Source organism: Pseudomonas sp. Ost2, from assembly GCF_018326065.1.
GTDB lineage: Bacteria > Pseudomonadota > Gammaproteobacteria > Pseudomonadales > Pseudomonadaceae > Aquipseudomonas > Aquipseudomonas gingeri.
The window spans coordinates 6,608,056-6,628,090 of record NZ_AP021904.1; the positions used below are offsets into that span (position 1 = coordinate 6,608,056).

The 20,035-nt window shown below is 55.8% G+C and carries 33 protein-coding genes; all 33 read right to left on the minus strand.

Annotation, left to right across the window (positions count from 1 at the left end):
* Positions 1 to 74 precede the first annotated feature (74 nt).
* The 33 genes from KI243_RS29225 to rpsL all read right to left on the minus strand — a co-directional run bounded on the left by KI243_RS29225 (position 75) and on the right by rpsL (position 19,899).
* Positions 75 to 1,523 carry a catalase gene (locus KI243_RS29225; protein ID WP_017123255.1) on the minus strand — a complete coding sequence of 483 codons (1,449 nt, stop codon included), beginning with the start codon at positions 1,521 to 1,523 and terminating at the stop codon, positions 75 to 77.
* 191 nt (positions 1,524 to 1,714) lie between these two features.
* Entirely contained in the window at positions 1,715 to 2,101 is a 387-nt protein-coding gene (rplQ, locus tag KI243_RS29230; protein WP_017123254.1) for a 50S ribosomal protein L17, read from the minus strand.
* A 42-nt stretch (positions 2,102 to 2,143) separates the two neighbouring features.
* On the minus strand, positions 2,144 to 3,145 hold the full coding sequence (gene rpoA, locus KI243_RS29235) for a DNA-directed RNA polymerase subunit alpha (protein WP_003176403.1): 1,002 nt from the start codon (positions 3,143 to 3,145) through the stop codon (positions 2,144 to 2,146).
* A gap of 22 nt (positions 3,146 to 3,167) precedes the next feature.
* A complete protein-coding gene (gene rpsD / locus KI243_RS29240) occupies positions 3,168 to 3,788 on the minus strand; it encodes a 30S ribosomal protein S4 (RefSeq protein WP_017123253.1) in 621 nt (206 codons plus the stop codon).
* An 18-nt stretch (positions 3,789 to 3,806) separates the two neighbouring features.
* The gene (gene rpsK, locus KI243_RS29245) at positions 3,807 to 4,196 is read right to left on the minus strand and encodes a 30S ribosomal protein S11 (protein WP_007924177.1); all 390 of its coding nucleotides are present in this window, start codon (positions 4,194 to 4,196) and stop codon (positions 3,807 to 3,809) included.
* A gap of 30 nt (positions 4,197 to 4,226) precedes the next feature.
* The gene (rpsM, locus tag KI243_RS29250; RefSeq protein ID WP_003186020.1) at positions 4,227 to 4,583 is read right to left on the minus strand and encodes a 30S ribosomal protein S13; all 357 of its coding nucleotides are present in this window, start codon (positions 4,581 to 4,583) and stop codon (positions 4,227 to 4,229) included.
* A 129-nt stretch (positions 4,584 to 4,712) separates the two neighbouring features.
* Complete coding sequence (rpmJ, locus tag KI243_RS29255) at positions 4,713 to 4,829, minus strand: 50S ribosomal protein L36 (RefSeq protein ID WP_002555468.1); 117 nt, start codon at positions 4,827 to 4,829, stop codon at positions 4,713 to 4,715.
* Between the two features lie 28 nt (positions 4,830 to 4,857).
* Entirely contained in the window at positions 4,858 to 6,186 is a 1,329-nt protein-coding gene (gene secY, locus KI243_RS29260) for a preprotein translocase subunit SecY (RefSeq protein ID WP_017123252.1), read from the minus strand.
* Positions 6,187 to 6,621 carry a 50S ribosomal protein L15 gene (rplO, locus tag KI243_RS29265; protein ID WP_007924183.1) on the minus strand — a complete coding sequence of 145 codons (435 nt, stop codon included), beginning with the start codon at positions 6,619 to 6,621 and terminating at the stop codon, positions 6,187 to 6,189.
* 3 nt (positions 6,622 to 6,624) lie between these two features.
* On the minus strand, positions 6,625 to 6,801 hold the full coding sequence (rpmD, locus tag KI243_RS29270) for a 50S ribosomal protein L30 (RefSeq protein WP_003176408.1): 177 nt from the start codon (positions 6,799 to 6,801) through the stop codon (positions 6,625 to 6,627).
* Positions 6,802 to 6,803: 2 nt separating this feature from the next.
* On the minus strand, positions 6,804 to 7,304 hold the full coding sequence (gene rpsE, locus KI243_RS29275) for a 30S ribosomal protein S5 (RefSeq protein ID WP_010443918.1): 501 nt from the start codon (positions 7,302 to 7,304) through the stop codon (positions 6,804 to 6,806).
* Positions 7,305 to 7,307: 3 nt separating this feature from the next.
* Positions 7,308 to 7,658, minus strand: a complete 351-nt coding sequence (rplR, locus tag KI243_RS29280) for a 50S ribosomal protein L18 (protein ID WP_010443919.1) — start codon at positions 7,656 to 7,658, stop codon at positions 7,308 to 7,310.
* Between the two features lie 10 nt (positions 7,659 to 7,668).
* Positions 7,669 to 8,202 (minus strand): 50S ribosomal protein L6, encoded by a 534-nt coding sequence (gene rplF, locus KI243_RS29285; protein WP_007896774.1) that lies wholly within the window; start codon positions 8,200 to 8,202, stop codon positions 7,669 to 7,671.
* Between the two features lie 12 nt (positions 8,203 to 8,214).
* Positions 8,215 to 8,607, minus strand: a complete 393-nt coding sequence (gene rpsH, locus KI243_RS29290; RefSeq protein WP_007955638.1) for a 30S ribosomal protein S8 — start codon at positions 8,605 to 8,607, stop codon at positions 8,215 to 8,217.
* A gap of 212 nt (positions 8,608 to 8,819) precedes the next feature.
* Positions 8,820 to 9,125: a 30S ribosomal protein S14 gene (rpsN, locus tag KI243_RS29295; protein WP_017123250.1), complete on the minus strand. Its 306-nt coding sequence runs from the start codon at positions 9,123 to 9,125 to the stop codon at positions 8,820 to 8,822.
* 13 nt (positions 9,126 to 9,138) lie between these two features.
* Complete coding sequence (gene rplE, locus KI243_RS29300; RefSeq protein ID WP_017123249.1) at positions 9,139 to 9,678, minus strand: 50S ribosomal protein L5; 540 nt, start codon at positions 9,676 to 9,678, stop codon at positions 9,139 to 9,141.
* 20 nt (positions 9,679 to 9,698) lie between these two features.
* Complete coding sequence (gene rplX, locus KI243_RS29305; RefSeq protein ID WP_007896770.1) at positions 9,699 to 10,013, minus strand: 50S ribosomal protein L24; 315 nt, start codon at positions 10,011 to 10,013, stop codon at positions 9,699 to 9,701.
* An 11-nt stretch (positions 10,014 to 10,024) separates the two neighbouring features.
* The gene (gene rplN, locus KI243_RS29310; protein ID WP_002555479.1) at positions 10,025 to 10,393 is read right to left on the minus strand and encodes a 50S ribosomal protein L14; all 369 of its coding nucleotides are present in this window, start codon (positions 10,391 to 10,393) and stop codon (positions 10,025 to 10,027) included.
* Positions 10,394 to 10,416: 23 nt separating this feature from the next.
* Positions 10,417 to 10,683, minus strand: coding sequence for a 30S ribosomal protein S17 (rpsQ, locus tag KI243_RS29315; protein ID WP_003176419.1), 267 nt, complete (start codon positions 10,681 to 10,683; stop codon positions 10,417 to 10,419).
* A 2-nt stretch (positions 10,684 to 10,685) separates the two neighbouring features.
* Positions 10,686 to 10,877 (minus strand): 50S ribosomal protein L29, encoded by a 192-nt coding sequence (rpmC, locus tag KI243_RS29320; protein WP_002555481.1) that lies wholly within the window; start codon positions 10,875 to 10,877, stop codon positions 10,686 to 10,688.
* Complete coding sequence (rplP, locus tag KI243_RS29325) at positions 10,877 to 11,290, minus strand: 50S ribosomal protein L16 (protein WP_003228729.1); 414 nt, start codon at positions 11,288 to 11,290, stop codon at positions 10,877 to 10,879. The genes rpmC and rplP overlap by 1 nt, the downstream gene beginning before the upstream one ends.
* 12 nt (positions 11,291 to 11,302) lie before the next feature.
* A complete protein-coding gene (gene rpsC, locus KI243_RS29330) occupies positions 11,303 to 11,989 on the minus strand; it encodes a 30S ribosomal protein S3 (protein WP_007924192.1) in 687 nt (228 codons plus the stop codon).
* 13 nt (positions 11,990 to 12,002) lie between these two features.
* Positions 12,003 to 12,335: a 50S ribosomal protein L22 gene (gene rplV, locus KI243_RS29335; protein WP_003103908.1), complete on the minus strand. Its 333-nt coding sequence runs from the start codon at positions 12,333 to 12,335 to the stop codon at positions 12,003 to 12,005.
* Positions 12,336 to 12,346: 11 nt separating this feature from the next.
* Complete coding sequence (gene rpsS / locus KI243_RS29340) at positions 12,347 to 12,622, minus strand: 30S ribosomal protein S19 (protein WP_002555486.1); 276 nt, start codon at positions 12,620 to 12,622, stop codon at positions 12,347 to 12,349.
* 16 nt (positions 12,623 to 12,638) lie between these two features.
* On the minus strand, positions 12,639 to 13,463 hold the full coding sequence (rplB, locus tag KI243_RS29345) for a 50S ribosomal protein L2 (RefSeq protein WP_003317104.1): 825 nt from the start codon (positions 13,461 to 13,463) through the stop codon (positions 12,639 to 12,641).
* A gap of 14 nt (positions 13,464 to 13,477) precedes the next feature.
* The gene (gene rplW, locus KI243_RS29350; protein ID WP_002555488.1) at positions 13,478 to 13,777 is read right to left on the minus strand and encodes a 50S ribosomal protein L23; all 300 of its coding nucleotides are present in this window, start codon (positions 13,775 to 13,777) and stop codon (positions 13,478 to 13,480) included.
* On the minus strand, positions 13,774 to 14,376 hold the full coding sequence (gene rplD, locus KI243_RS29355; RefSeq protein WP_042934176.1) for a 50S ribosomal protein L4: 603 nt from the start codon (positions 14,374 to 14,376) through the stop codon (positions 13,774 to 13,776). Before rplD ends, rplW begins: the two co-directional genes overlap by 4 nt.
* A 12-nt stretch (positions 14,377 to 14,388) precedes the next feature.
* Complete coding sequence (gene rplC, locus KI243_RS29360; protein WP_017123246.1) at positions 14,389 to 15,024, minus strand: 50S ribosomal protein L3; 636 nt, start codon at positions 15,022 to 15,024, stop codon at positions 14,389 to 14,391.
* A gap of 80 nt (positions 15,025 to 15,104) precedes the next feature.
* On the minus strand, positions 15,105 to 15,416 hold the full coding sequence (rpsJ, locus tag KI243_RS29365) for a 30S ribosomal protein S10 (RefSeq protein WP_003186070.1): 312 nt from the start codon (positions 15,414 to 15,416) through the stop codon (positions 15,105 to 15,107).
* 157 nt (positions 15,417 to 15,573) lie between these two features.
* Entirely contained in the window at positions 15,574 to 16,767 is a 1,194-nt protein-coding gene (tuf, locus tag KI243_RS29370) for an elongation factor Tu (RefSeq protein ID WP_095160007.1), read from the minus strand.
* A 30-nt stretch (positions 16,768 to 16,797) separates the two neighbouring features.
* Positions 16,798 to 18,900, minus strand: coding sequence for an elongation factor G (gene fusA / locus KI243_RS29375; protein ID WP_042934139.1), 2,103 nt, complete (start codon positions 18,898 to 18,900; stop codon positions 16,798 to 16,800).
* 30 nt (positions 18,901 to 18,930) lie between these two features.
* Positions 18,931 to 19,404, minus strand: a complete 474-nt coding sequence (gene rpsG / locus KI243_RS29380) for a 30S ribosomal protein S7 (protein ID WP_017123206.1) — start codon at positions 19,402 to 19,404, stop codon at positions 18,931 to 18,933.
* Positions 19,405 to 19,527: 123 nt separating this feature from the next.
* The gene (gene rpsL / locus KI243_RS29385) at positions 19,528 to 19,899 is read right to left on the minus strand and encodes a 30S ribosomal protein S12 (RefSeq protein WP_002555494.1); all 372 of its coding nucleotides are present in this window, start codon (positions 19,897 to 19,899) and stop codon (positions 19,528 to 19,530) included.
* Positions 19,900 to 20,035: the final 136 nt, after the last annotated feature.

Genomic DNA, 20,035 nt, shown 5'->3' on the forward strand with positions numbered 1-20,035 from the left:
AAATAGCAGAGAAAAATCGTCGAACGGAAGCGAAAAACCGCCCAAATGAGGGCGGTTCTGCTTCTCGTTTAGACTTACTTGAGCACTACGCCCAGCGCCTTCGCGACACCTTCTCCGTAAGCCGGGTCGGCCTTGAAGAAGTACTGCAGCTGACGCTGCACCACATCGTCGGAAACGCCTGCCATCGCGCCGGCAATGTTGTTGATCAGCAGGGTTTTCTGCTCATCGTTCATCAGGCGGAACAGCGCACCGGCGTGGCTGAAGTAGTCGCTATCTTCGCGATGGTCGTAACGATCCGCCGCACCGCTCAGGGCCAGGGCAGGCTCAGCGTAGCGAGGGGCCTGTTTCGGCGCATCGGCGTAGCTGTTGGGCTCGTAGTTCGGCGCAGCGCCACCGTTGCTGCCAAAGGCCATGGAGCCGTCGCGCTGGTAGCTGTTGACCGGGCTGCGTGGCGCGTTCACCGGCAACTGCTGGTGATTGGTACCGACACGGTAGCGGTGGGCATCAGCGTAGGCGAAGACACGGCCTTGCAGCATGCGGTCCGGCGACAGGCCGACACCTGGCACCATATTGCTCGGACCGAATGCCGCCTGCTCGACTTCAGCGAAGTAGTTCAGCGGATTGCGGTTCAGTTCCAGCTCACCCACCTCGATCAGCGGGAACTCTTTCTGCGACCAGGTCTTGGTCACGTCGAACGGGTTCTCGTAATGTGCCGCGGCCTGGGCTTCGGTCATGATCTGGATGCACACGCTCCATTTCGGGAAGTCACCACGCTCGATAGCGTTGAACAGGTCACGCTGGGCGTAGTCCGGATCAGTGCCCGCCAGACGCGCGGCATCGGCCGGCGCCAGGTTCTTGATGCCCTGCTTGGTCTTGTAGTGCCATTTCACCCAGTGACGCTCGCCCTTGGCGTTGATCAGGCTGTAGGTGTGGCTGCCGAAGCCGTGCATGTGACGGTAGCCATCCGGGATCCCACGGTCGGAGAACAGGATGGTGACCTGGTGCAGCGCCTCGGGCGAGTGCGACCAGAAGTCCCACATCATCTGCGCGCTCTTCAGGTTGCTTTGCGGCAGGCGCTTCTGGGTGTGGATAAAATCAGGGAATTTCAGCGGGTCGCGAATGAAGAACACGGGGGTGTTGTTACCCACGATGTCCCAGTTGCCTTCCTCGGTGTAGAACTTCAGGGCGAAACCACGTGGATCACGCTCGGTATCGGCCGAACCACGCTCGCCACCCACAGTGGAGAAGCGCAGGAAAGTCGGAGTCTGTTTGCCCACGGACTCGAACAGCTTGGCGCTGGTGTACTGGGTGATGTCCCTGGAAACGGTAAAGGTCCCGTAGGCGCCCGAGCCTTTGGCATGCACGCGGCGCTCAGGAATGTTTTCGCGGTTGAAGTGGGCAAGCTTCTCGATCAGGTGAAAGTCGTCGAGCAGCAGCGGGCCACGCGGGCCGGCGGAACGGGAATTCTGGTTATCGGCAACGGGGGCGCCGCTGGCGGTAGTAAGCGTTTTGTTCTGGCTCATGCTCATCCTTCCTCTCTCGGTCTTGGTGCTGCCGGCTAATCGGCTGCAGAGGAGTATTGACCATGAAGATGACAGGTACAAATTCATTAAATGATGTCTGGCGATAGGAAAGACCTATCGAACTGCAATCACTTATTAGCAGGCACAAAAAACCGGGCACTAGGCCCGGTTCTTCGTTTCAGACTGACGTCTTACTCGGCGGATACAGCTTCGCCGGCAGTAGCACGATCAACCAACTCGACGTACGCCATAGGCGCGTTGTCGCCAGCGCGGAAACCGCACTTGAGGATGCGCAGGTAGCCACCCTCACGGGTAGCGTAACGCTTGCCCAGGTCGTTGAAGAGCTTACCAACGATAGCCTTCGAACGAGTACGGTCGAAAGCCAGACGGCGGTTAGCCAGGCTGTCTACTTTGGCCAGAGTGATCAGCGGCTCGGCAACGCGGCGCAGTTCTTTGGCTTTTGGCAGAGTCGTTTTGATCAGCTCGTGCTCGAACAGCGACACCGCCATGTTTTGAAACATGGCCTTGCGGTGCGAGCTGGTGCGGCTCAGGTGACGACCACTTTTACGATGACGCATGGTTCATTCCTTACCAAACACTACGTTCGGTGATTACGACGATCAGGCAGTCGCCTTGTCGTCCTTCTTAAGACTTGCAGGCGGCCAGTTGTCGAGGCGCATGCCGAGGGACAGACCGCGGGAGGCCAGAACGTCCTTGATTTCAGTCAAGGATTTCTTGCCCAGGTTCGGAGTCTTCAACAGCTCTACTTCGGTACGCTGAATCAGGTCGCCGATGTAGTAGATGTTTTCCGCCTTAAGGCAGTTAGCCGAACGTACAGTCAGTTCCAGATCGTCAACCGGGCGAAGCAGGATCGGATCGATCTCGTCTTCCTGCTCGATAACCACTGGCTCACTGTCACCCTTGAGGTCGACGAACGCAGCCAACTGCTGTTGCAGGATGGTTGCAGCGCGGCGGATAGCCTCTTCAGGATCCAGAGTACCGTTGGTTTCCAGATCAATAACCAGTTTGTCCAGGTTGGTACGCTGCTCGACACGGGCGTTTTCCACCACGTATGCGATACGGCGAACCGGGCTGAACGAAGAGTCGAGCTGCAAGCGACCGATGCTGCGGCTTTCGTCTTCATCGCTCTGACGCGAGTCTGCTGGTTCATAACCACGACCACGAGCTACGGTGAGCTTCATGTTCAAGGCGCCGTTAGACGCCAGGTTGGCGATTACGTGATCGGGATTAACGATCTCGACATCATGATCCAGCTGAATATCGGCAGCGGTAACCACCCCCGAACCCTTCTTCGACAAGGTCAGCGTAACTTCGTCACGGCCGTGCAGCTTGATAGCCAGACCTTTAAGGTTCAACAGGATTTCAATGACGTCTTCCTGTACACCTTCGATGGCGCTGTACTCGTGGAGCACACCGTCAATCTCGGCCTCGACTACTGCACAGCCTGGCATTGAGGACAACAGGATGCGGCGCAGCGCGTTGCCCAGGGTGTGGCCAAAACCACGCTCGAGAGGCTCGAGAGTGATTTTAGCGCGGGTTGGACTGACAACCTGCACGTCAATGTGACGGGGTGTCAGGAACTCATTTACCGAAATCTGCATGGATGCACCTATTTTCTAGCCCTTACTTGGAGTAGAGCTCGACAATCAGGCTTTCGTTGATGTCGGCGGAGAGGTCACTGCGAGCAGGAACGTTCTTGAAAACGCCCGACTTCTTCTCAGTGTCCACTTCTACCCATTCTACGCGGCCACGCTGGGCACACAGATCGAGAGCCTGGACAATGCGCAGTTGATTCTTAGCTTTCTCACGAATAGCTACCACGTCACCAGCACGAACCTGGTAGGACGGGACGTTGACGGTTTTGCCGTTAACGCTGATCGACTTGTGCGATACCAGTTGACGGGATTCGGCACGAGTCGAGCCAAAACCCATACGGTATACAACGTTGTCCAGACGGCATTCGAGCAGTTGCAGCAGGTTTTCACCGGTTGCGCCTTTACGGCCGGCAGCTTCTTTGTAGTAGCCGCTGAACTGACGCTCAAGAACGCCATAAATACGACGGACCTTCTGCTTTTCACGCAGTTGGGTGCCGTAGTCGGACTGGCGACCGCGGCGTTGGCCGTGGATACCAGGTGCTGCTTCGATGTTGCACTTGGATTCGATAGCGCGCACGCCGCTCTTCAGGAAGAGATCGGTGCCTTCGCGACGAGCCAGTTTGCATTTTGGACCAATGTAACGAGCCATTCTTTACAATCTCCTGGATTACACGCGGCGCTTCTTCGGCGGACGGCACCCGTTGTGCGGGATTGGCGTCACGTCGGTGATGCTGGCGATCTTATAGCCACAGCCGTTCAATGCACGGACAGCGGACTCACGACCTGGACCTGGACCTTTGACGTTGACGTCGAGGTTTTTCAGGCCGTATTCCAGCGCAGCTTGACCAGCACGTTCAGCAGCTACCTGAGCAGCAAACGGGGTGGACTTGCGGGAACCGCGGAAACCCGAACCACCGGAGGTAGCCCAGGAAAGAGCGTTACCTTGACGGTCGGTGATGGTCACGATGGTGTTGTTGAAAGACGCGTGGATGTGGGCGATGCCATCAACCACTGTCTTTTTGATTTTCTTACGAGGACGAGCAGCAGGTTTTGCCATGACTAGATTCCTGTCGATTCGCTGGTGCGATTACTTGCGGATCGGCTTACGCGGACCTTTGCGAGTACGCGCGTTGGTCTTGGTACGCTGACCGCGTACTGGCAGACCACGACGATGGCGCAGACCGCGGTAGCAGCCCAGGTCCATCAAGCGTTTGATTTTCATGTTGATTTCGCGACGCAGGTCACCTTCAGTGGTGAACTTCGCCACTTCGCCACGCAGCTGTTCAATCTGCTCGTCGCTCAGATCCTTGATCTTTGCGGCTGGGTTGACCCCAGTCACTGCACAAATTTTCTGTGCAGTAGTGCGACCAACACCATAGATGTAGGTCAGCGAGATAACAGTGTGCTTGTTATCTGGAATGTTAACGCCTGCAATACGGGCCATTCAGTGGGACTCCAATTGACAGCTACCTACGCCCCGGAAGCCAAGAAATAGGGCGCGAGATAATATCGCTGTAATAACAAATAATCAACCCAGCAGCGCACTAGCTGCTGGGCTTCAAGCAGATCACACTCAGCCTTGGCGCTGTTTGTGACGCGGTTCCGCGCTGCAAATTACTCGAACCACACCTTCGCGGCGAATAATCTTGCAGTTACGGCACAGCTTTTTCACCGATGCACGAACTTTCATCACCAACTCCTCGAACCTTATGGGTGCTTCAGCGCAGCATGCCGCTGCCGTAGCCCTTCAGGTTGGCTTTCTTCATCAGGGATTCGTACTGGTGCGAAACGAGGTGCGATTGCACTTGGGACATAAAGTCCATCACAACCACGACCACGATCAGCAACGAGGTCCCGCCAAGGTAGAACGGAACGTTTGCTGCAACCACCAGGAACTGGGGCAGCAGGCACACGGCCGTCATATAAAGAGCACCGAACATGGTCAAACGGGTCAGAACGCCATCAATGTAGCGCGCCGACTGCTCGCCTGGACGGATACCCGGAATAAAGGCACCGGACTTCTTCAGGTTTTCCGCTACGTCTTTCGGATTGAACATCAACGCCGTATAGAAGAAGCAGAAGAAAATAATCCCTGCACTAAACAGCAGAATATTCAACGGCTGACCAGGAGCGATCGACTGCGAGATGTCCTGCAACCAGCCCATACCTTCAGACTGACCGAACCAGGCACCCAGCGAAGCCGGGAACAGCAAAATGCTGCTCGCGAAGATAGCAGGAATTACACCGGCCATATTCACTTTCAGCGGCAAGTGGCTTGTCTGCGCAGCGAAAACCTTGCGGCCCTGCTGACGCTTGGCGTAGTGAACAGCAATACGACGCTGGCCACGCTCAATGAACACCACGAAACCGATAATCGCTACTGCCAGCAAACCGATGGCAACCAGGGCGAAGATGTTGATATCACCCTGACGTGCAGACTCGAAAGACTGCCCGATCGCTCTCGGAAGACCGGCGACGATACCCGAAAAAATCAACATCGAGATACCGTTACCCACACCGCGCTCTGTAATCTGCTCACCCAGCCACATCATGAACATCGCACCGGCCACGAAGGTGGACACTGCAACGAAATGGAAGCCGAAGTCACCAGTAAAAGCGACGCCCTGACCAGCCAGACCAATGGACATGCCAATGGCTTGAACAAGGGCCAGGACGACGGTGCCATAGCGGGTGTATTGGCTGATCTTGCGACGACCAGCCTCACCTTCCTTCTTCAACTGCTCCAGCTGCGGGCTGACGGCGGTCATCAGTTGCATGATGATCGATGCCGAGATGTACGGCATGATCCCCAGTGCAAAAATGCTCATCCGCTCCAGCGCGCCGCCGGAAAACATGTTGAACAAGCTAAGAATGGTCCCCTCATTCTGTCGAAACAGGTCCGCCAGCCGGTCCGGGTTGATACCTGGAACTGGGATGTGTGCGCCTATCCGGTAGACGATAATCGCCAGGAATAGAAAACGCAGTCGAGCCCAGAGCTCAGATAACCCGCCTTTGCTGAGCGCTGAGAGAGCACCTTGCTTAGCCATTTATTCCTCGAACTTGCCGCCAGCTGCTTCGATAGCCGCACGCGCACCTTTGGTGGCGGCGATGCCCTTGATAGTTACAGCGCGAGTCACTTCGCCCGACAGCATGATTTTCACACGCTGTACGTTCTGGTTGATCACGTTGGCATCTTTCAGGGACTGCACGGTAACGATGTCGCCTTCCACCTTGGCCAGCTCGGACAGACGCACTTCTGCGCGGTCCATGGCTTTCAGGGAAACGAAACCGAACTTCGGCAGGCGACGATGCAGCGGCTGTTGACCGCCTTCAAAGCCTGGAGCAATGGTGCCACCGGAGCGGGAAGTCTGACCTTTGTGACCACGGCCACCAGTCTTACCCAAACCACTACCGATACCACGGCCCGGACGATGCTTTTCGCGACGGGAACCCGGCGCTGGACTCAGATCATTGAGTTTCATCGATTAACCCTCGACACGCAGCATGTAGTAAGCCTTGTTGATCATCCCGCGATTCTCGGGAGTATCCTGGACTTCTACAGTGTGACCGATGCGACGCAGACCCAGACCCTTAACGCACAGTTTGTGGTTAGGGATGCGGCCGGTCATGCTTTTGATCAGCGTTACTTTTACGGTTGCCATGATCACAGGATCTCCGCTGCAGTTTTGCCGCGCTTGGCAGCAATGGACTCAGGGGACTGCATGGCCTTCAAACCCTTGAAAGTGGCGTGAACCACGTTTACCGGGTTGGTCGAACCGTAGCACTTGGCCAGAACGTTCTGAACGCCAGCAACTTCGAGGACAGCACGCATAGCGCCGCCAGCGATGATACCGGTACCTTCAGAAGCAGGCTGCATGTAAACCTTGGAAGCGCCGTGGGCGGACTTCATGGCGTACTGCAGAGTGGTGCCGTTCAGGTCCACCTGGATCATGTTGCGGCGAGCAGCTTCCATAGCCTTCTGGATCGCAGCAGGCACTTCACGCGACTTGCCACGGCCGAAGCCTACACGGCCCTTACCATCACCAACCACGGTCAACGCAGTGAAAGTGAAGATACGGCCGCCTTTAACGGTTTTGGCTACGCGGTTAACTTGAACCAGCTTCTCGATGTAGCCTTCGTCGCGCTTTTGGTCGTTATTTGACATAACTTAGAACTCCAGCCCAGCTTCACGAGCAGCATCAGCCAGCGCCTTGACGCGGCCGTGGTACTTGAAGCCAGAGCGGTCGAAAGCCACCTGCGAGACGCCTGCGGCTTTAGCACGCGAAGCGACCAGCTGGCCAACCTTAGTGGCCGCGTCGATGTTGCCGGTGGCACCATCACGCAGTTCTTTATCCAAAGTCGAGGCACTTGCCAGGACTTTGTTGCCGTCGGCCGAAATGACCTGGGCGTAGATGTGCTGCGAAGAGCGGAACACGCAGAGACGCACGACTTCGAGTTCGTGCATTTTCAGGCGTGCTTTGCGAGCGCGACGCAGTCGAGTAACTTTTTTGTCGGTCATTTGCTATGCCCTACTTCTTCTTGGCTTCTTTACGACGGACGACTTCGTCCGCGTAGCGCACACCTTTGCCTTTGTACGGCTCTGGTGGACGGAAGTCGCGGATCTCGGCGGCCACTTGACCTACCAGCTGCTTGTCGATGCCCCTGATCAGGATATCGGTCTGGCTAGGAGTCTCAGCGGTGATGCCTTCCGGCAGTTCGTAATCCACTGGGTGCGAGAAGCCAAGAGCCAGGTTCAGCACTGTGCCTTTTGCTTGCGCCTTGTAACCAACACCGACCAGCTGGAGCTTGCGCTCGAAGCCTTGGCTTACGCCTTGGACCATGTTGTTTACCAACGCACGAGTGGTACCAGCCATTGCGCGAGTCTGTTGATCGCCGTTGCGAGCAGCGAAACGCAGCTCACCAGCTTCTTCAACAATCTCAACGGACGAATGGATGTTCAGTTCGAGAGTGCCCTTGGCACCCTTCACCGAAAGCTGTTGGCCGGCGAATTTTACTTCGACACCAGCTGGCAGCTTAACGGGGTTCTTAGCGACGCGAGACATGCTTATCCCCCCTTAGAACACAGTGCAAAGAACTTCGCCGCCGACACCGGCAGCGCGCGCAGCACGATCAGTCATCACACCCTTGTTGGTGGAGACGATAGACACGCCCAGACCGCCACGAACTTTCGGCAGGTCTTCGACGGACTTGTACTGACGCAGGCCTGGACGGCTAACGCGCTTCACTTCCTCGATGACCGGACGGCCTTCGAAGTACTTCAGCTCGATGGACAGCGACGGCTTGGCGTCGGTGGTGATCTGAAAACCCGCGATGTAACCTTCGTCCTTCAGGACTTTTGCTACAGCCACCTTCAGCGTGGAAGACGGCATGCTTACGACGGACTTTTCAGCCATCTGGGCATTACGGATTCGAGTTAGCATGTCCGCTAACGGGTCCTGCATACTCATGGGCTAGACGCTCCTGATACAAAAAAAATGAGCCTTGCGGCTGCAACTGTCGCCGAGGTACTCCGCACGCAAAAAGTGCGGGCTCAGGCGAGCCGGTCATTCTAGACACACACCAGAAATGAATCAAGCCCCAAAAGGGGCTTGATTCATACTCAAGGTCACCGGCGGTCAGGTTCTTGCGACCCCGACCGCAGTGACTTGGGCGGTATGGCTTACCAGCTGGCTTTGACCAGACCTGGTACGTCACCACGCATTGCAGCTTCACGCAGCTTGTTACGGCCGAGGCCGAACTTGCGGTAAACGCCGTGCGGACGACCGGTGATGCGGCAGCGGTTACGCATGCGCGAGGCGCTTGCGTCACGTGGCTGCTTCTGCAGGGCTACGGAAGCTTCCCAACGCGCTTCTGGACTTGCGTTCAGATCAACGATGATTGCTTTGAGCGCTGCACGCTTGACGGCGTACTTGGCAACGGTGAGCTGACGCTTCAGCTCACGGTTTTTCATGCTCTTCTTGGCCATTTTCCTACTCCAATCAGTTGCGGAACGGGAATTTGAAAGCACGCAGCAGTGCGCGACCTTCTTCATCCGATTTGGCAGTGGTGGTCAGGGTAATGTCCAGACCGCGCAGAGCATCGATCTTGTCGTAATCGATTTCCGGGAAAATGATCTGCTCTTTCACGCCCATGCTGTAGTTGCCACGACCATCGAAGGACTTGGCATTCAGGCCGCGGAAGTCGCGAACCCGAGGCAGGGAGATCGACAGCAGACGATCCAGGAACTCATACATACGATCGCGACGCAGGGTCACCTTGACACCGATCGGCCAACCTTCGCGGACTTTGAAGCCTGCGATGGATTTGCGAGCGTGAGTCACGACGACCTTCTGGCCGGTGATCTTTTCCAGGTCAGCAACAGCGTGCTCGATGACTTTCTTGTCGCCGATCGCTTCGCCCAGACCCATGTTCAGGGTGATCTTGGTAATGCGCGGAACTTCCATCACGTTCGCCAGCTTAAGTTCTTCCTTAAGCTTCGGAGCGATTTCCTTCCGGTAAATCTCTTTCAGTCGTGCCATGGTCTTCTACCTAGCAGTGTTCAAGCATCAACCGCTTTTTGGGTCGACTTGAAGACACGAATTTTTTTGCCGTCTTCTACTTTGAAACCAACGCGGTCAGCCTTGTTGGTTTCGCCGTTGAAAATGGCGACGTTGGAAGCGTGCAGTGGCGCTTCTTTCTCGACGATACCGCCCTGTACGCCCGACATCGGGTTAGGCTTGGTATGACGCTTGACCAGGTTCAAGCCACCAACGACCAGACGGTCGTCAGCGAGAACCTTAAGCACCTTACCGCGCTTACCTTTGTCTTTGCCGGCGATCACGATGATCTCGTCGTCACGACGAATCTTTTGCATGTCGGATCTCCTTACAGCACTTCTGGGGCGAGCGAGACGATCTTCATGAACTTCTCGGTACGAAGTTCACGGGTCACTGGCCCAAAGATACGGGTGCCGATCGGCTCTTGCTTGTTGTTCAACAGAACAGCAGCGTTGCCATCAAAGCGGATAATGGAGCCGTCAGCACGACGTACGCCGTGACGGGTGCGGACTACAACAGCAGTCATCACCTGGCCTTTTTTCACCTTACCGCGAGGAATTGCTTCCTTGACGGTAACTTTGATGATGTCACCGATACCAGCGTAACGACGATGGGAGCCACCCAGCACCTTGATGCACATAACGCGGCGAGCGCCGCTGTTATCGGCCACATCGAGCATGGATTGAGTCTGAATCATATAATTTCTCCGACCCCTAGTCCTTAGACTTCCACAGCGCGTTCGAGAACATCAACCAGTGCCCAAGACTTGGTCTTGGCCAGCGGACGAGTTTCACGAATAGTGACTTTGTCGCCGATATGGCACTGATTGGTTTCGTCGTGCGCGTGCAGCTTAGTCGAACGCTTAACGTATTTACCGTAGATCGGGTGCTTTACGCGACGCTCGATCAGAACGGTGATGGTTTTGTCCATCTTGTCGCTGACAACACGGCCAGTCAGCGTACGGACAGTCTTTTCGGCTTCAGCCATGATCACTTACCTGCCTGCTGGTTGAGCACAGTCTTCACGCGAGCGATGTCACGCTTAACTTGCGAGAGCAGATGAGACTGCCCCAACTGGCCAGTTGCTTTCTGCATGCGCAGATTGAACTGGTCGCGCAGCAGGCCGAGCAGTTGCTCGTTCAGCTGCTGTGCGGATTTTTCACGAAGTTCATTCGCTTTCATCACATCACCGTCCGTTTAACAAAGGAGGTGGCGAGCGGCAGCTTTGCAGCAGCCAGGGCGAAAGCCTCACGCGCCAGCTCTTCAGAAACACCCTCGATTTCATACAGGACTTTGCCTGGCTGAATCTGGGCAACCCAGTACTCCACGTTACCCTTACCTTTACCCATCCGAACTTCGAGTGGCTTCTTGGAAATAGGCTTGTCCGGGAATACACGGATCCAGATCTTGCCGCCACGTTTTACGTGACGGGTCAGAGCACGACGTGCTGACTCGATCTGACGAGCGGTGAGACGACCACGAGCAACAGACTTCAGCGCGAACTCGCCGAAGCTGACTTTGCTACCGCGCAGTGCCAGACCACGGTTGTGGCCGGTCATCTGCTTGCGGAACTTCGTACGCTTTGGTTGCAACATTTGGCGTACCCCTTACTTAGCAGCTTTTTTACGAGGCGCTGGTGCTTGTGGTTTCAGTTCTTCTTGGCGACCACCAATTACTTCGCCTTTGAAGATCCAAACCTTCACACCGATCACACCGTAGGTGGTGTGAGCTTCGTAGGTGGCATAGTCGATATCGGCACGCAGGGTGTGCAGTGGCACACGACCTTCGCGATACCATTCAGTACGTGCGATTTCAGCACCGCCGAGACGACCGCTCACTTGGATTTTGATGCCCTTGGCACCAATGCGCATTGCGTTCTGTACGGCACGCTTCATAGCGCGACGGAACATTACACGACGCTCCAGCTGCTGAGCTACGCTCTGCGCAACCAGCATACCGTCGAGCTCCGGCTTGCGGATCTCTTCGATATTGATGTGCACAGGCACACCCATTTGCTTGGTCAGGTCCTGACGCAGTTTCTCAACATCTTCACCCTTCTTCCCGATAACGATACCTGGACGAGCGGTGTGGATGGTGATGCGTGCAGTTTGGGCCGGACGATGGATATCGATACGGCTTACGGACGCGCTTTTTAGTTTGTCTTGGAGGTACTCACGCACATTCAGATCTGCGAGCAAATAGTCCGCATAAGTCCGACCGTCTGCGTACCAGACGGAGGTGTGCTCCTTGACGATTCCCAGGCGAATGCCAATGGGATGTACTTTCTGACCCATCTCTTCGACTCCGTTACTTGTCAGCAACCTTGACAGTGATATGGCAAGACCGCTTGACGATGCGATCAGCACGGCCTTTGGCACGCGGCATGATACGCTTCAGCGAACGCCCTTCGTTGACGAAAACGGTGCTGACCTTCAGGTCATCAACGTCTGCGCCTTCGTTATGCTCGGCGTTGGCTACGGCCGACTCCAGCACTTTTTTCATGATCTCGGCGGCTTTCTTACTGCTGAAAGCCAACAGGTTGAGCGCTTCGCCCACCTTCTTCCCGCGGATCTGGTCGGCGACCAAGCGGGCTTTCTGGGCGGAGATTCGAGCGCCCGACAACTTAGCGGCTACTTCCATTTCCTAACCCCTTAACGCTTGGCTTTCTTGTCTGCCACGTGCCCGCGATAAGTGCGGGTACCGGCGAACTCGCCCAGTTTGTGGCCGACCATGTCTTCGTTCACGAGAACTGGGACGTGCTGACGACCGTTGTGTACTGCGATGGTCAGACCGACCATTTGTGGCAGGATCATCGAACGACGCGACCAGGTTTTCACTGGTTTGCGATCGTTCTTTTCCGCCGCCACTTCGATCTTCTTCAGTAGGTGAAGATCGATAAAAGGACCTTTTTTCAGAGAACGTGGCACTGTCGTATCCCTCTATTTACTTGCGACGACGGACGATCATTTTGTCGGTACGCTTATTACCACGAGTCTTCGCGCCCTTAGTCGGGAAGCCCCACGGCGATACCGGATGACGACCACCAGAGGTACGACCTTCACCACCACCATGTGGGTGGTCAACCGGGTTCATGGCAACACCACGAACGGTTGGGCGAACGCCACGCCAGCGCTTGGCACCGGCTTTACCCAGGGAACGCAGGCTGTGCTCGGAGTTCGAGACTTCGCCCAGCGTTGCACGGCATTCCGACAGCACTTTACGCATTTCACCGGAACGCAGACGCAGGGTCACGTAGACACCTTCACGAGCGATCAGCTGAGCCGAAGCACCAGCGGAACGAGCGATCTGTGCACCTTTACCTGGCTTCAGTTCGATGCCGTGTACGGTGGAACCCACTGGGATGTTGCGCAGTTGCAGAGCGTTACCTGGCTTGATTGGAGCCAGAGCGCCCGCGATCAGCTGGTCACCAGCACTCACGCCTTTAGGGGCGATGATGTAGCGACGCTCGCCGTCTGCGTACAGCAGCAGTGCGATGTGAGCAGTACGGTTTGGATCGTATTCGATACGCTCGACAGTGGCAGCGATGCCATCTTTGTCGTTGCGACGGAAGTCGACCAGACGATAATGCTGCTTATGACCACCACCGATGTGACGAGTGGTAATACGGCCATTGTTGTTACGACCACCAGACTTCGATTTTTTCTCGAGCAGCGGTGCGTGAGGAGCGCCTTTATGCAGCTCCTGGTTGACCACCTTGACCACAAAACGGCGGCCAGGGGAAGTCGGTTTGCATTTAACGATTGCCATGATGCACCCCTTCCTTACTCAGCACTGCTGCTGAAATCGAGATCTTGGCCTGGCTGAAGGGAGATAACTGCCTTCTTCCAGTCATTACGCTTGCCCAGACCGCGAGCAGTGCGCTTGCTTTTACCCAGAACATTCAGGGTAGTCACACGCTCTACTTTCACGCTGAACAGGCTTTCGACGGCCTTCTTGATTTCCAGCTTGGTTGCGTCAGTAGCAACCTTGAAAACGAACTGACCTTTTTTGTCTGCCAGAACCGTAGCCTTCTCGGAAACGTGCGGGCCAAGCAGAACTTTAAATACGCGTTCCTGGTTCATCCCAGCAGCTCCTCGAATTTCTTCACGGCCGACACGGTGATCAACACCTTGTCGTATGCGATCAGACTAACTGGATCGGAACCTTGCACGTCACGGACATCAACGTGTGGCAGGTTGCGAGCAGCCAGGTACAGGTTCTGATCAACAGCATCCGACACGATCAGAACGTCGGTCAGGCTCATGTTGTTCAGTTTGCTCAGCAGGTCTTTGGTTTTCGGGGTTTCAACAGCGAAATCCTGAACAACGACCAGACGATCAGTACGCACCAGCTCAGCAAGGATGGAACGCATTGCTGCGCGATACATCTTCTTGTTCAGCTTCTGGGAGTGATCCTGAGGACGAGCTGCGAAAGTGGTGCCGCCGCCGCGCCAGATTGGGCTACGGATAGTACCGGCACGAGCACGGCCAGTACCTTTCTGACGCCATGGGCGCTTGCCGCCACCGGAAACGTCGGAACGGGTCTTTTGCTGCTTGCTACCCTGACGGCCGCCGGCCATGTAGGCCACGACTGCTTGGTGAACCAGCGTCTCGTTGAAATCGCCGCCAAATGTCAGTTCGGAAACTTCGATCGCTTGAGCGTCATTTACATTTAATTGCATGTCAGCTTCCCCTTAACCGCGAGCCTTGGCTGCTGGACGTACAACCAGGTTGCCGCCAGTAGCGCCAGGAACAGCGCCCTTGACCAACAACAGATTGCGTTCAGCGTCCACGCGCACTACTTCCAGGGACTGCACGGTCACGCGCTCAGCGCCCATATGACCGGACATTTTTTTGCCCTTGAATACACGACCAGGAGTCTGGCACTGGCCGATAGAGCCTGGAACGCGGTGGGATACGGAGTTACCGTGGGTGTTATCTTGCCCGCGGAAATTCCAACGCTTGATCGTACCCTGGAAGCCTTTACCCTTGGACTGACCGGTTACATCAACCAGTTGACCAGCGGCGAAGATTTCAGTGTTGATCAGATCGCCGGCCTGGTACTCGCCTTCTTCAAGGCGGAATTCCATTACGGTACGACCAGCGGCAACGTTCGCCTTGGCGAAGTGGCCAGCCTGAGCGGCTGTAACACGCGAAGCACGACGCTCGCCGACAGTAACTTGCACTGCACGGTAGCCATCAGTTTCTTCAGTCTTGAACTGGGTGACGCGATTCGGTTCGATCTCAATGACCGTGACCGGAATGGAGACACCTTCTTCGGTGAAAATACGGGTCATACCGCATTTACGACCGACTACACCAATAGTCATGTTGTAAACCTCATGAGTGTACGGGGCTTTCACCCGCTATGGCCGCCCATTTCAGAGCGTTACACGACTAAGACCGAGTCTTAGCCGAGGCTGATCTGCACTTCCACACCTGCCGCAAGATCAAGCTTCATCAGCGCATCAACGGTTTTATCCGTTGGCTGGACGATGTCCAGGACACGCTTATGAGTACGGATCTCGTACTGGTCACGCGCGTCTTTGTTGACGTGCGGGGAGACCAGAACGGTGAACCGCTCTTTACGGGTAGGCAGTGGAATTGGACCACGCACTTGAGCACCAGTACGTTTCGCGGTTTCCACGATTTCCTGGGTGGATTGGTCGATCAGGCGATGGTCAAAAGCCTTCAACCTGATACGGATTTGCTGATTTTGCATTGGATTTCAGACTCCGGCTGCTATTCCCACCGGGCGCAATACGCCCGTTAAAAGGAGGCGCAATTCTATAGACGCCCCTGATAGGTGTCAACCTAATAAAAAAGCCCCCGCTAGGCGGGGGCTTTTTCAAAGCATCGAAGCTATCTCAATGAGAAGCTTACTCGATGATTTTGGCTACGACGCCGGCGCCGACGGTACGACCGCCTTCACGGATAGCGAAACGCAGGCCGTCTTCCATCGCGATGGTCTTGATCAGAGTGACAGTCATCTGGATGTTGTCACCTGGCATTACCATTTCAACGCCTTCTGGCAGCTCGCAGTTACCAGTCACGTCAGTAGTACGGAAGTAGAACTGTGGACGGTAGCCTTTGAAGAACGGAGTATGACGACCGCCTTCTTCCTTGCTCAGAACGTAAACTTCTGCGGTGAACTTGGTGTGCGGCTTGACCGAACCTGGCTTGACCAGAACCTGGCCACGCTCAACGTCGTCACGCTTGGTACCACGCAGCAGAACGCCGCAGTTCTCGCCAGCACGACCTTCGTCGAGCAGTTTGCGGAACATTTCAACACCGGTGCAGGTGGTGGTGGTGGTGTCACGCAGACCAACGATTTCCAGTGGATCCTGGACGCGAACGATACCACGCTCGATACGGCCAGTTACCACGGTACCGCGACCGGAGATCGAGAACACGTCTTCGATTGGCATCAGGAACGGCTTGTCGATAGCGCGCTCTGGCTCCGGGATGTAGCTGTCCAGAGTTTCTACCAGTTTCTTGACGGCAGTGGTGCCCATCTCGTTGTCGTCTTTGCCTTCCAGCGCCATACGAGCCGAACCGATGATGATTGGAGTGTCATCACCTGGGAAGTCGTAGGTGCTCAGCAGGTCGCGAACTTCCATCTCGACCAGTTCCAGCAGCTCTGCGTCGTCTACCAGGTCAGCCTTGTTCAGGAAAACCACGATGTACGGAACGCCTACCTGACGGGACAGCAGGATGTGCTCACGGGTTTGTGGCATCGGACCATCGGCGGCCGAGCAAACCAGGATCGCGCCGTCCATCTGGGCAGCACCGGTGATCATGTTCTTCACGTAGTCAGCGTGACCTGGGCAGTCAACGTGAGCGTAGTGACGGATCTTCGAGTTGTACTCGACGTGCGCGGTGTTGATGGTGATACCGCGAGCTTTCTCTTCTGGAGCGCTGTCGATCTTGTCGAATTCAACGACTGCAGAACCGAAAACTTCGGAGCAAACGCGAGTCAGAGCAGCAGTCAGAGTGGTTTTACCATGGTCAACGTGACCGATGGTGCCAACGTTGACGTGCGGTAGGGAACGATCAAATTTTTCTTTAGCCACGACAATTAACTCCTTGCCTAAAGGGCTGAATCAGCCTTGTTTTTTAACGATAGCTTCGACGACGTTCGACGGAGCTTCGGAGTATTTGGAGAATTCCATAGAGTAGCTCGCGCGACCCTGGGACATGGAACGAACGTCGGTCGCATAACCGAACATCTCGCCCAGCGGAACTTCGGCGCGGATAACCTTGCCGGAGACCGTGTCTTCCATACCCTGGATCAGACCACGACGACGGTTCAGGTCACCCATCACGTCACCCATGTAGTCCTCAGGTGTTACAACTTCTACCTTCATGATCGGCTCAAGTACAACACCGCCGCCCTTGGACGCGAGTTGCTTGGTCGCCATGGAAGCAGCCACCTTGAACGCCATCTCGTTGGAGTCGACGTCGTGGTAAGAACCATCGAACACGGTAGCCTTCAGGCCGATCAGCGGATAGCCGGCAACAACGCCGTTCTTCATCTGCTCTTCGATACCCTTCTGGATCGCCGGGATGTATTCCTTAGGAACCACACCACCCACGACTTCGTTCACGAATTGCAGACCTTCCTGACCTTCGTCAGCAGGAGCAAAACGGATCCAGCAATGGCCGAACTGGCCACGACCGCCGGACTGGCGAACGAACTTGCCTTCGATCTCACAGGACTTCGTGATCTTCTCACGATAGGAAACCTGTGGTTTACCGATGTTGGCTTCGACGTTGAACTCACGGCGCATCCGGTCAACCAGGATGTCCAGGTGCAATTCGCCCATGCCGGAGATGATCGTCTGACCAGTCTCTTCATCAGTCTTGACGCGGAAAGACGGGTCTTCCTGAGCAAGTTTGCCCAGAGCGATACCCATTTTTTCCTGGTCATCCTTGGTCTTCGGCTCAACGGCAACCGAGATAACCGGCTCCGGGAAGTCCATGCGAACCAGGATGATTGGCTTGTCAGGCGAGCAGAGGGTGTCACCCGTGGTGACGTCCTTCATGCCGATCAGGGCCGCGATGTCGCCAGCGCGTACTTCCTTGATCTCTTCGCGGGTGTTTGCGTGCATTTGCACCATACGACCCACGCGCTCTTTCTTGCCCTTGACCGAGTTGATCACGCCGTCGCCGGAGTTCAACACGCCCGAGTAAACACGGGCAAAGGTCAGGGTACCCACGAATGGGTCGGTAGCGATCTTGAACGCCAGAGCCGAGAACGGCTCGTTGTCGTCTGCATGACGCTCCATTTCGACAGTCTCGTCATCCGGGTCGGAACCCTTGATGGCAGGAATGTCCACTGGCGCGGGCAGGTAGTCGATAACGGCGTCGAGAACCAGGGGAACACCCTTGTTCTTGAAAGAGGAACCGCAAACAGCCAGAACGATTTCACCGGCGATGGTCCGCTGACGCAGAGCACCTTTGATTTCCTCGACGGTGAGCTCTTCGCCCTCGAGGTACTTGTTCATCAGCTCTTCGTTGGCTTCGGCCGCAGCCTCGACCATGTTGCTGCGCCACTCTTCAGCCAGCTCCTGCAGTTCGGCAGGGATAGGACCGCGGATAGCCGCCATGCCCTTGTCGCTGTCGTTCCAGCGGACAGCTTCCATGCTGATCAGATCGATCTGACCTTCGAAGTTGTCTTCGGAGCCGATAGCCAACTGGATAGGCACCGGAGTGTGACCCAGACGCTGCTTGATCTGACCGATCACGCGCAGGAAGTTTGCGCCGGCACGGTCCATCTTGTTGACGTAAACAAGACGTGGAACGCCGTACTTGTTGGCTTGACGCCATACGGTTTCCGACTGCGGCTCAACACCCGAAGTACCGCAGAACACAACGACAGCGCCGTCGAGTACGCGCAGGGAGCGCTCTACTTCGATGGTGAAGTCAACGTGGCCCGGGGTATCGATGATGTTGAAGCGGTGCTTGGGGAACTGCTTGTTCGAGCCTTCCCAGAATGCGGTAGTCGCAGCGGAGGTAATGGTAATACCCCGCTCCTGCTCCTGCACCATCCAATCCATGGTCGCGGCGCCGTCATGCACCTCGCCCATCTTGTGGTTTACGCCCGTGTAAAACAGGACGCGCTCGGTAGTCGTGGTCTTACCCGCGTCCACGTGAGCAACGATACCAATGTTACGGTAGCGTTTAATATCGGTTGTACGAGCCATAAAGCCCTCGCAAAATGAGTGACGCTAAAATTAGAAGCGGTAGTGCGAGAAAGCCTTGTTGGCTTCAGCCATACGGTGCACGTCTTCACGCTTCTTAACTGCAGCACCTTTACCTTCGGCGGCGTCCAGCAGTTCGCCAGCCAAACGCAGAGCCATAGACTTCTCGCCGCGCTTACGGGCGAAGTCTACCAACCAGCGCATTGCCAGAGCATTACGACGGGACGGACGAACTTCAACCGGAACCTGGTAAGTAGCACCGCCTACACGGCGCGACTTCACTTCGACCAGCGGAGCGATGGCGTCGAGTGCTTTCTCGAAGAGTTCCAGGGGATCAGTACCGGCTTTACGCTCTTTAACCTTTTCCAGCGCGCCATAAACGATACGTTCGGCAACGGCTTTCTTGCCGCTTTCCATCACGTGGTTCATGAACTTGGCCAGGATTTGGCTTCCGTATTTTGGATCGTCAAGCACTTCGCGCTTGGCTGCTACGCGTCTTCTTGGCATGGATAAGCCCTCAAACGGTCTTCAGGTTAGCTCGGAACCACTACACCCTGAGGATGTACGCCCGACCTTACTCTTATCGACTCAGAAAAATAGAAATCAGTTTTTTGCTACCAAAAGCCACTACTACTTAGGCTTCTTGGTACCGTACTTCGAACGACCCTGGTTCCGGCCTTTAACGCCCGAAGTATCCAGAGAGCCGCGAACGGTGTGGTAACGAACACCTGGCAAGTCTTTTACACGACCGCCGCGGATCAGTACCACGCTGTGCTCTTGCAGGTTGTGACCTTCACCACCGATGTACGAGGAAACCTCGAAACCGTTGGTCAGGCGCACACGGCATACTTTACGCAGTGCCGAGTTAGGTTTTTTCGGCGTAGTGGTGTACACACGGGTGCACACGCCACGACGTTGCGGGCAGTTCTGCAGCGCAGGTACGTCGGATTTCTCGACGATACGCTTACGCGGCTGACGTACCAGCTGGTTGATAGTTGCCATCTACTAGCTCCACTGTTGTCTTGCGACGCTATTGTCTTGCAAGAAAAGCAAAATGGCAGGAACGAATCCCCGCCAAATTTAGGGGTACAAGAGTCTAAAGAGGATCTTGTCCCCAGTCAAGACAAGGCCCCGGCCT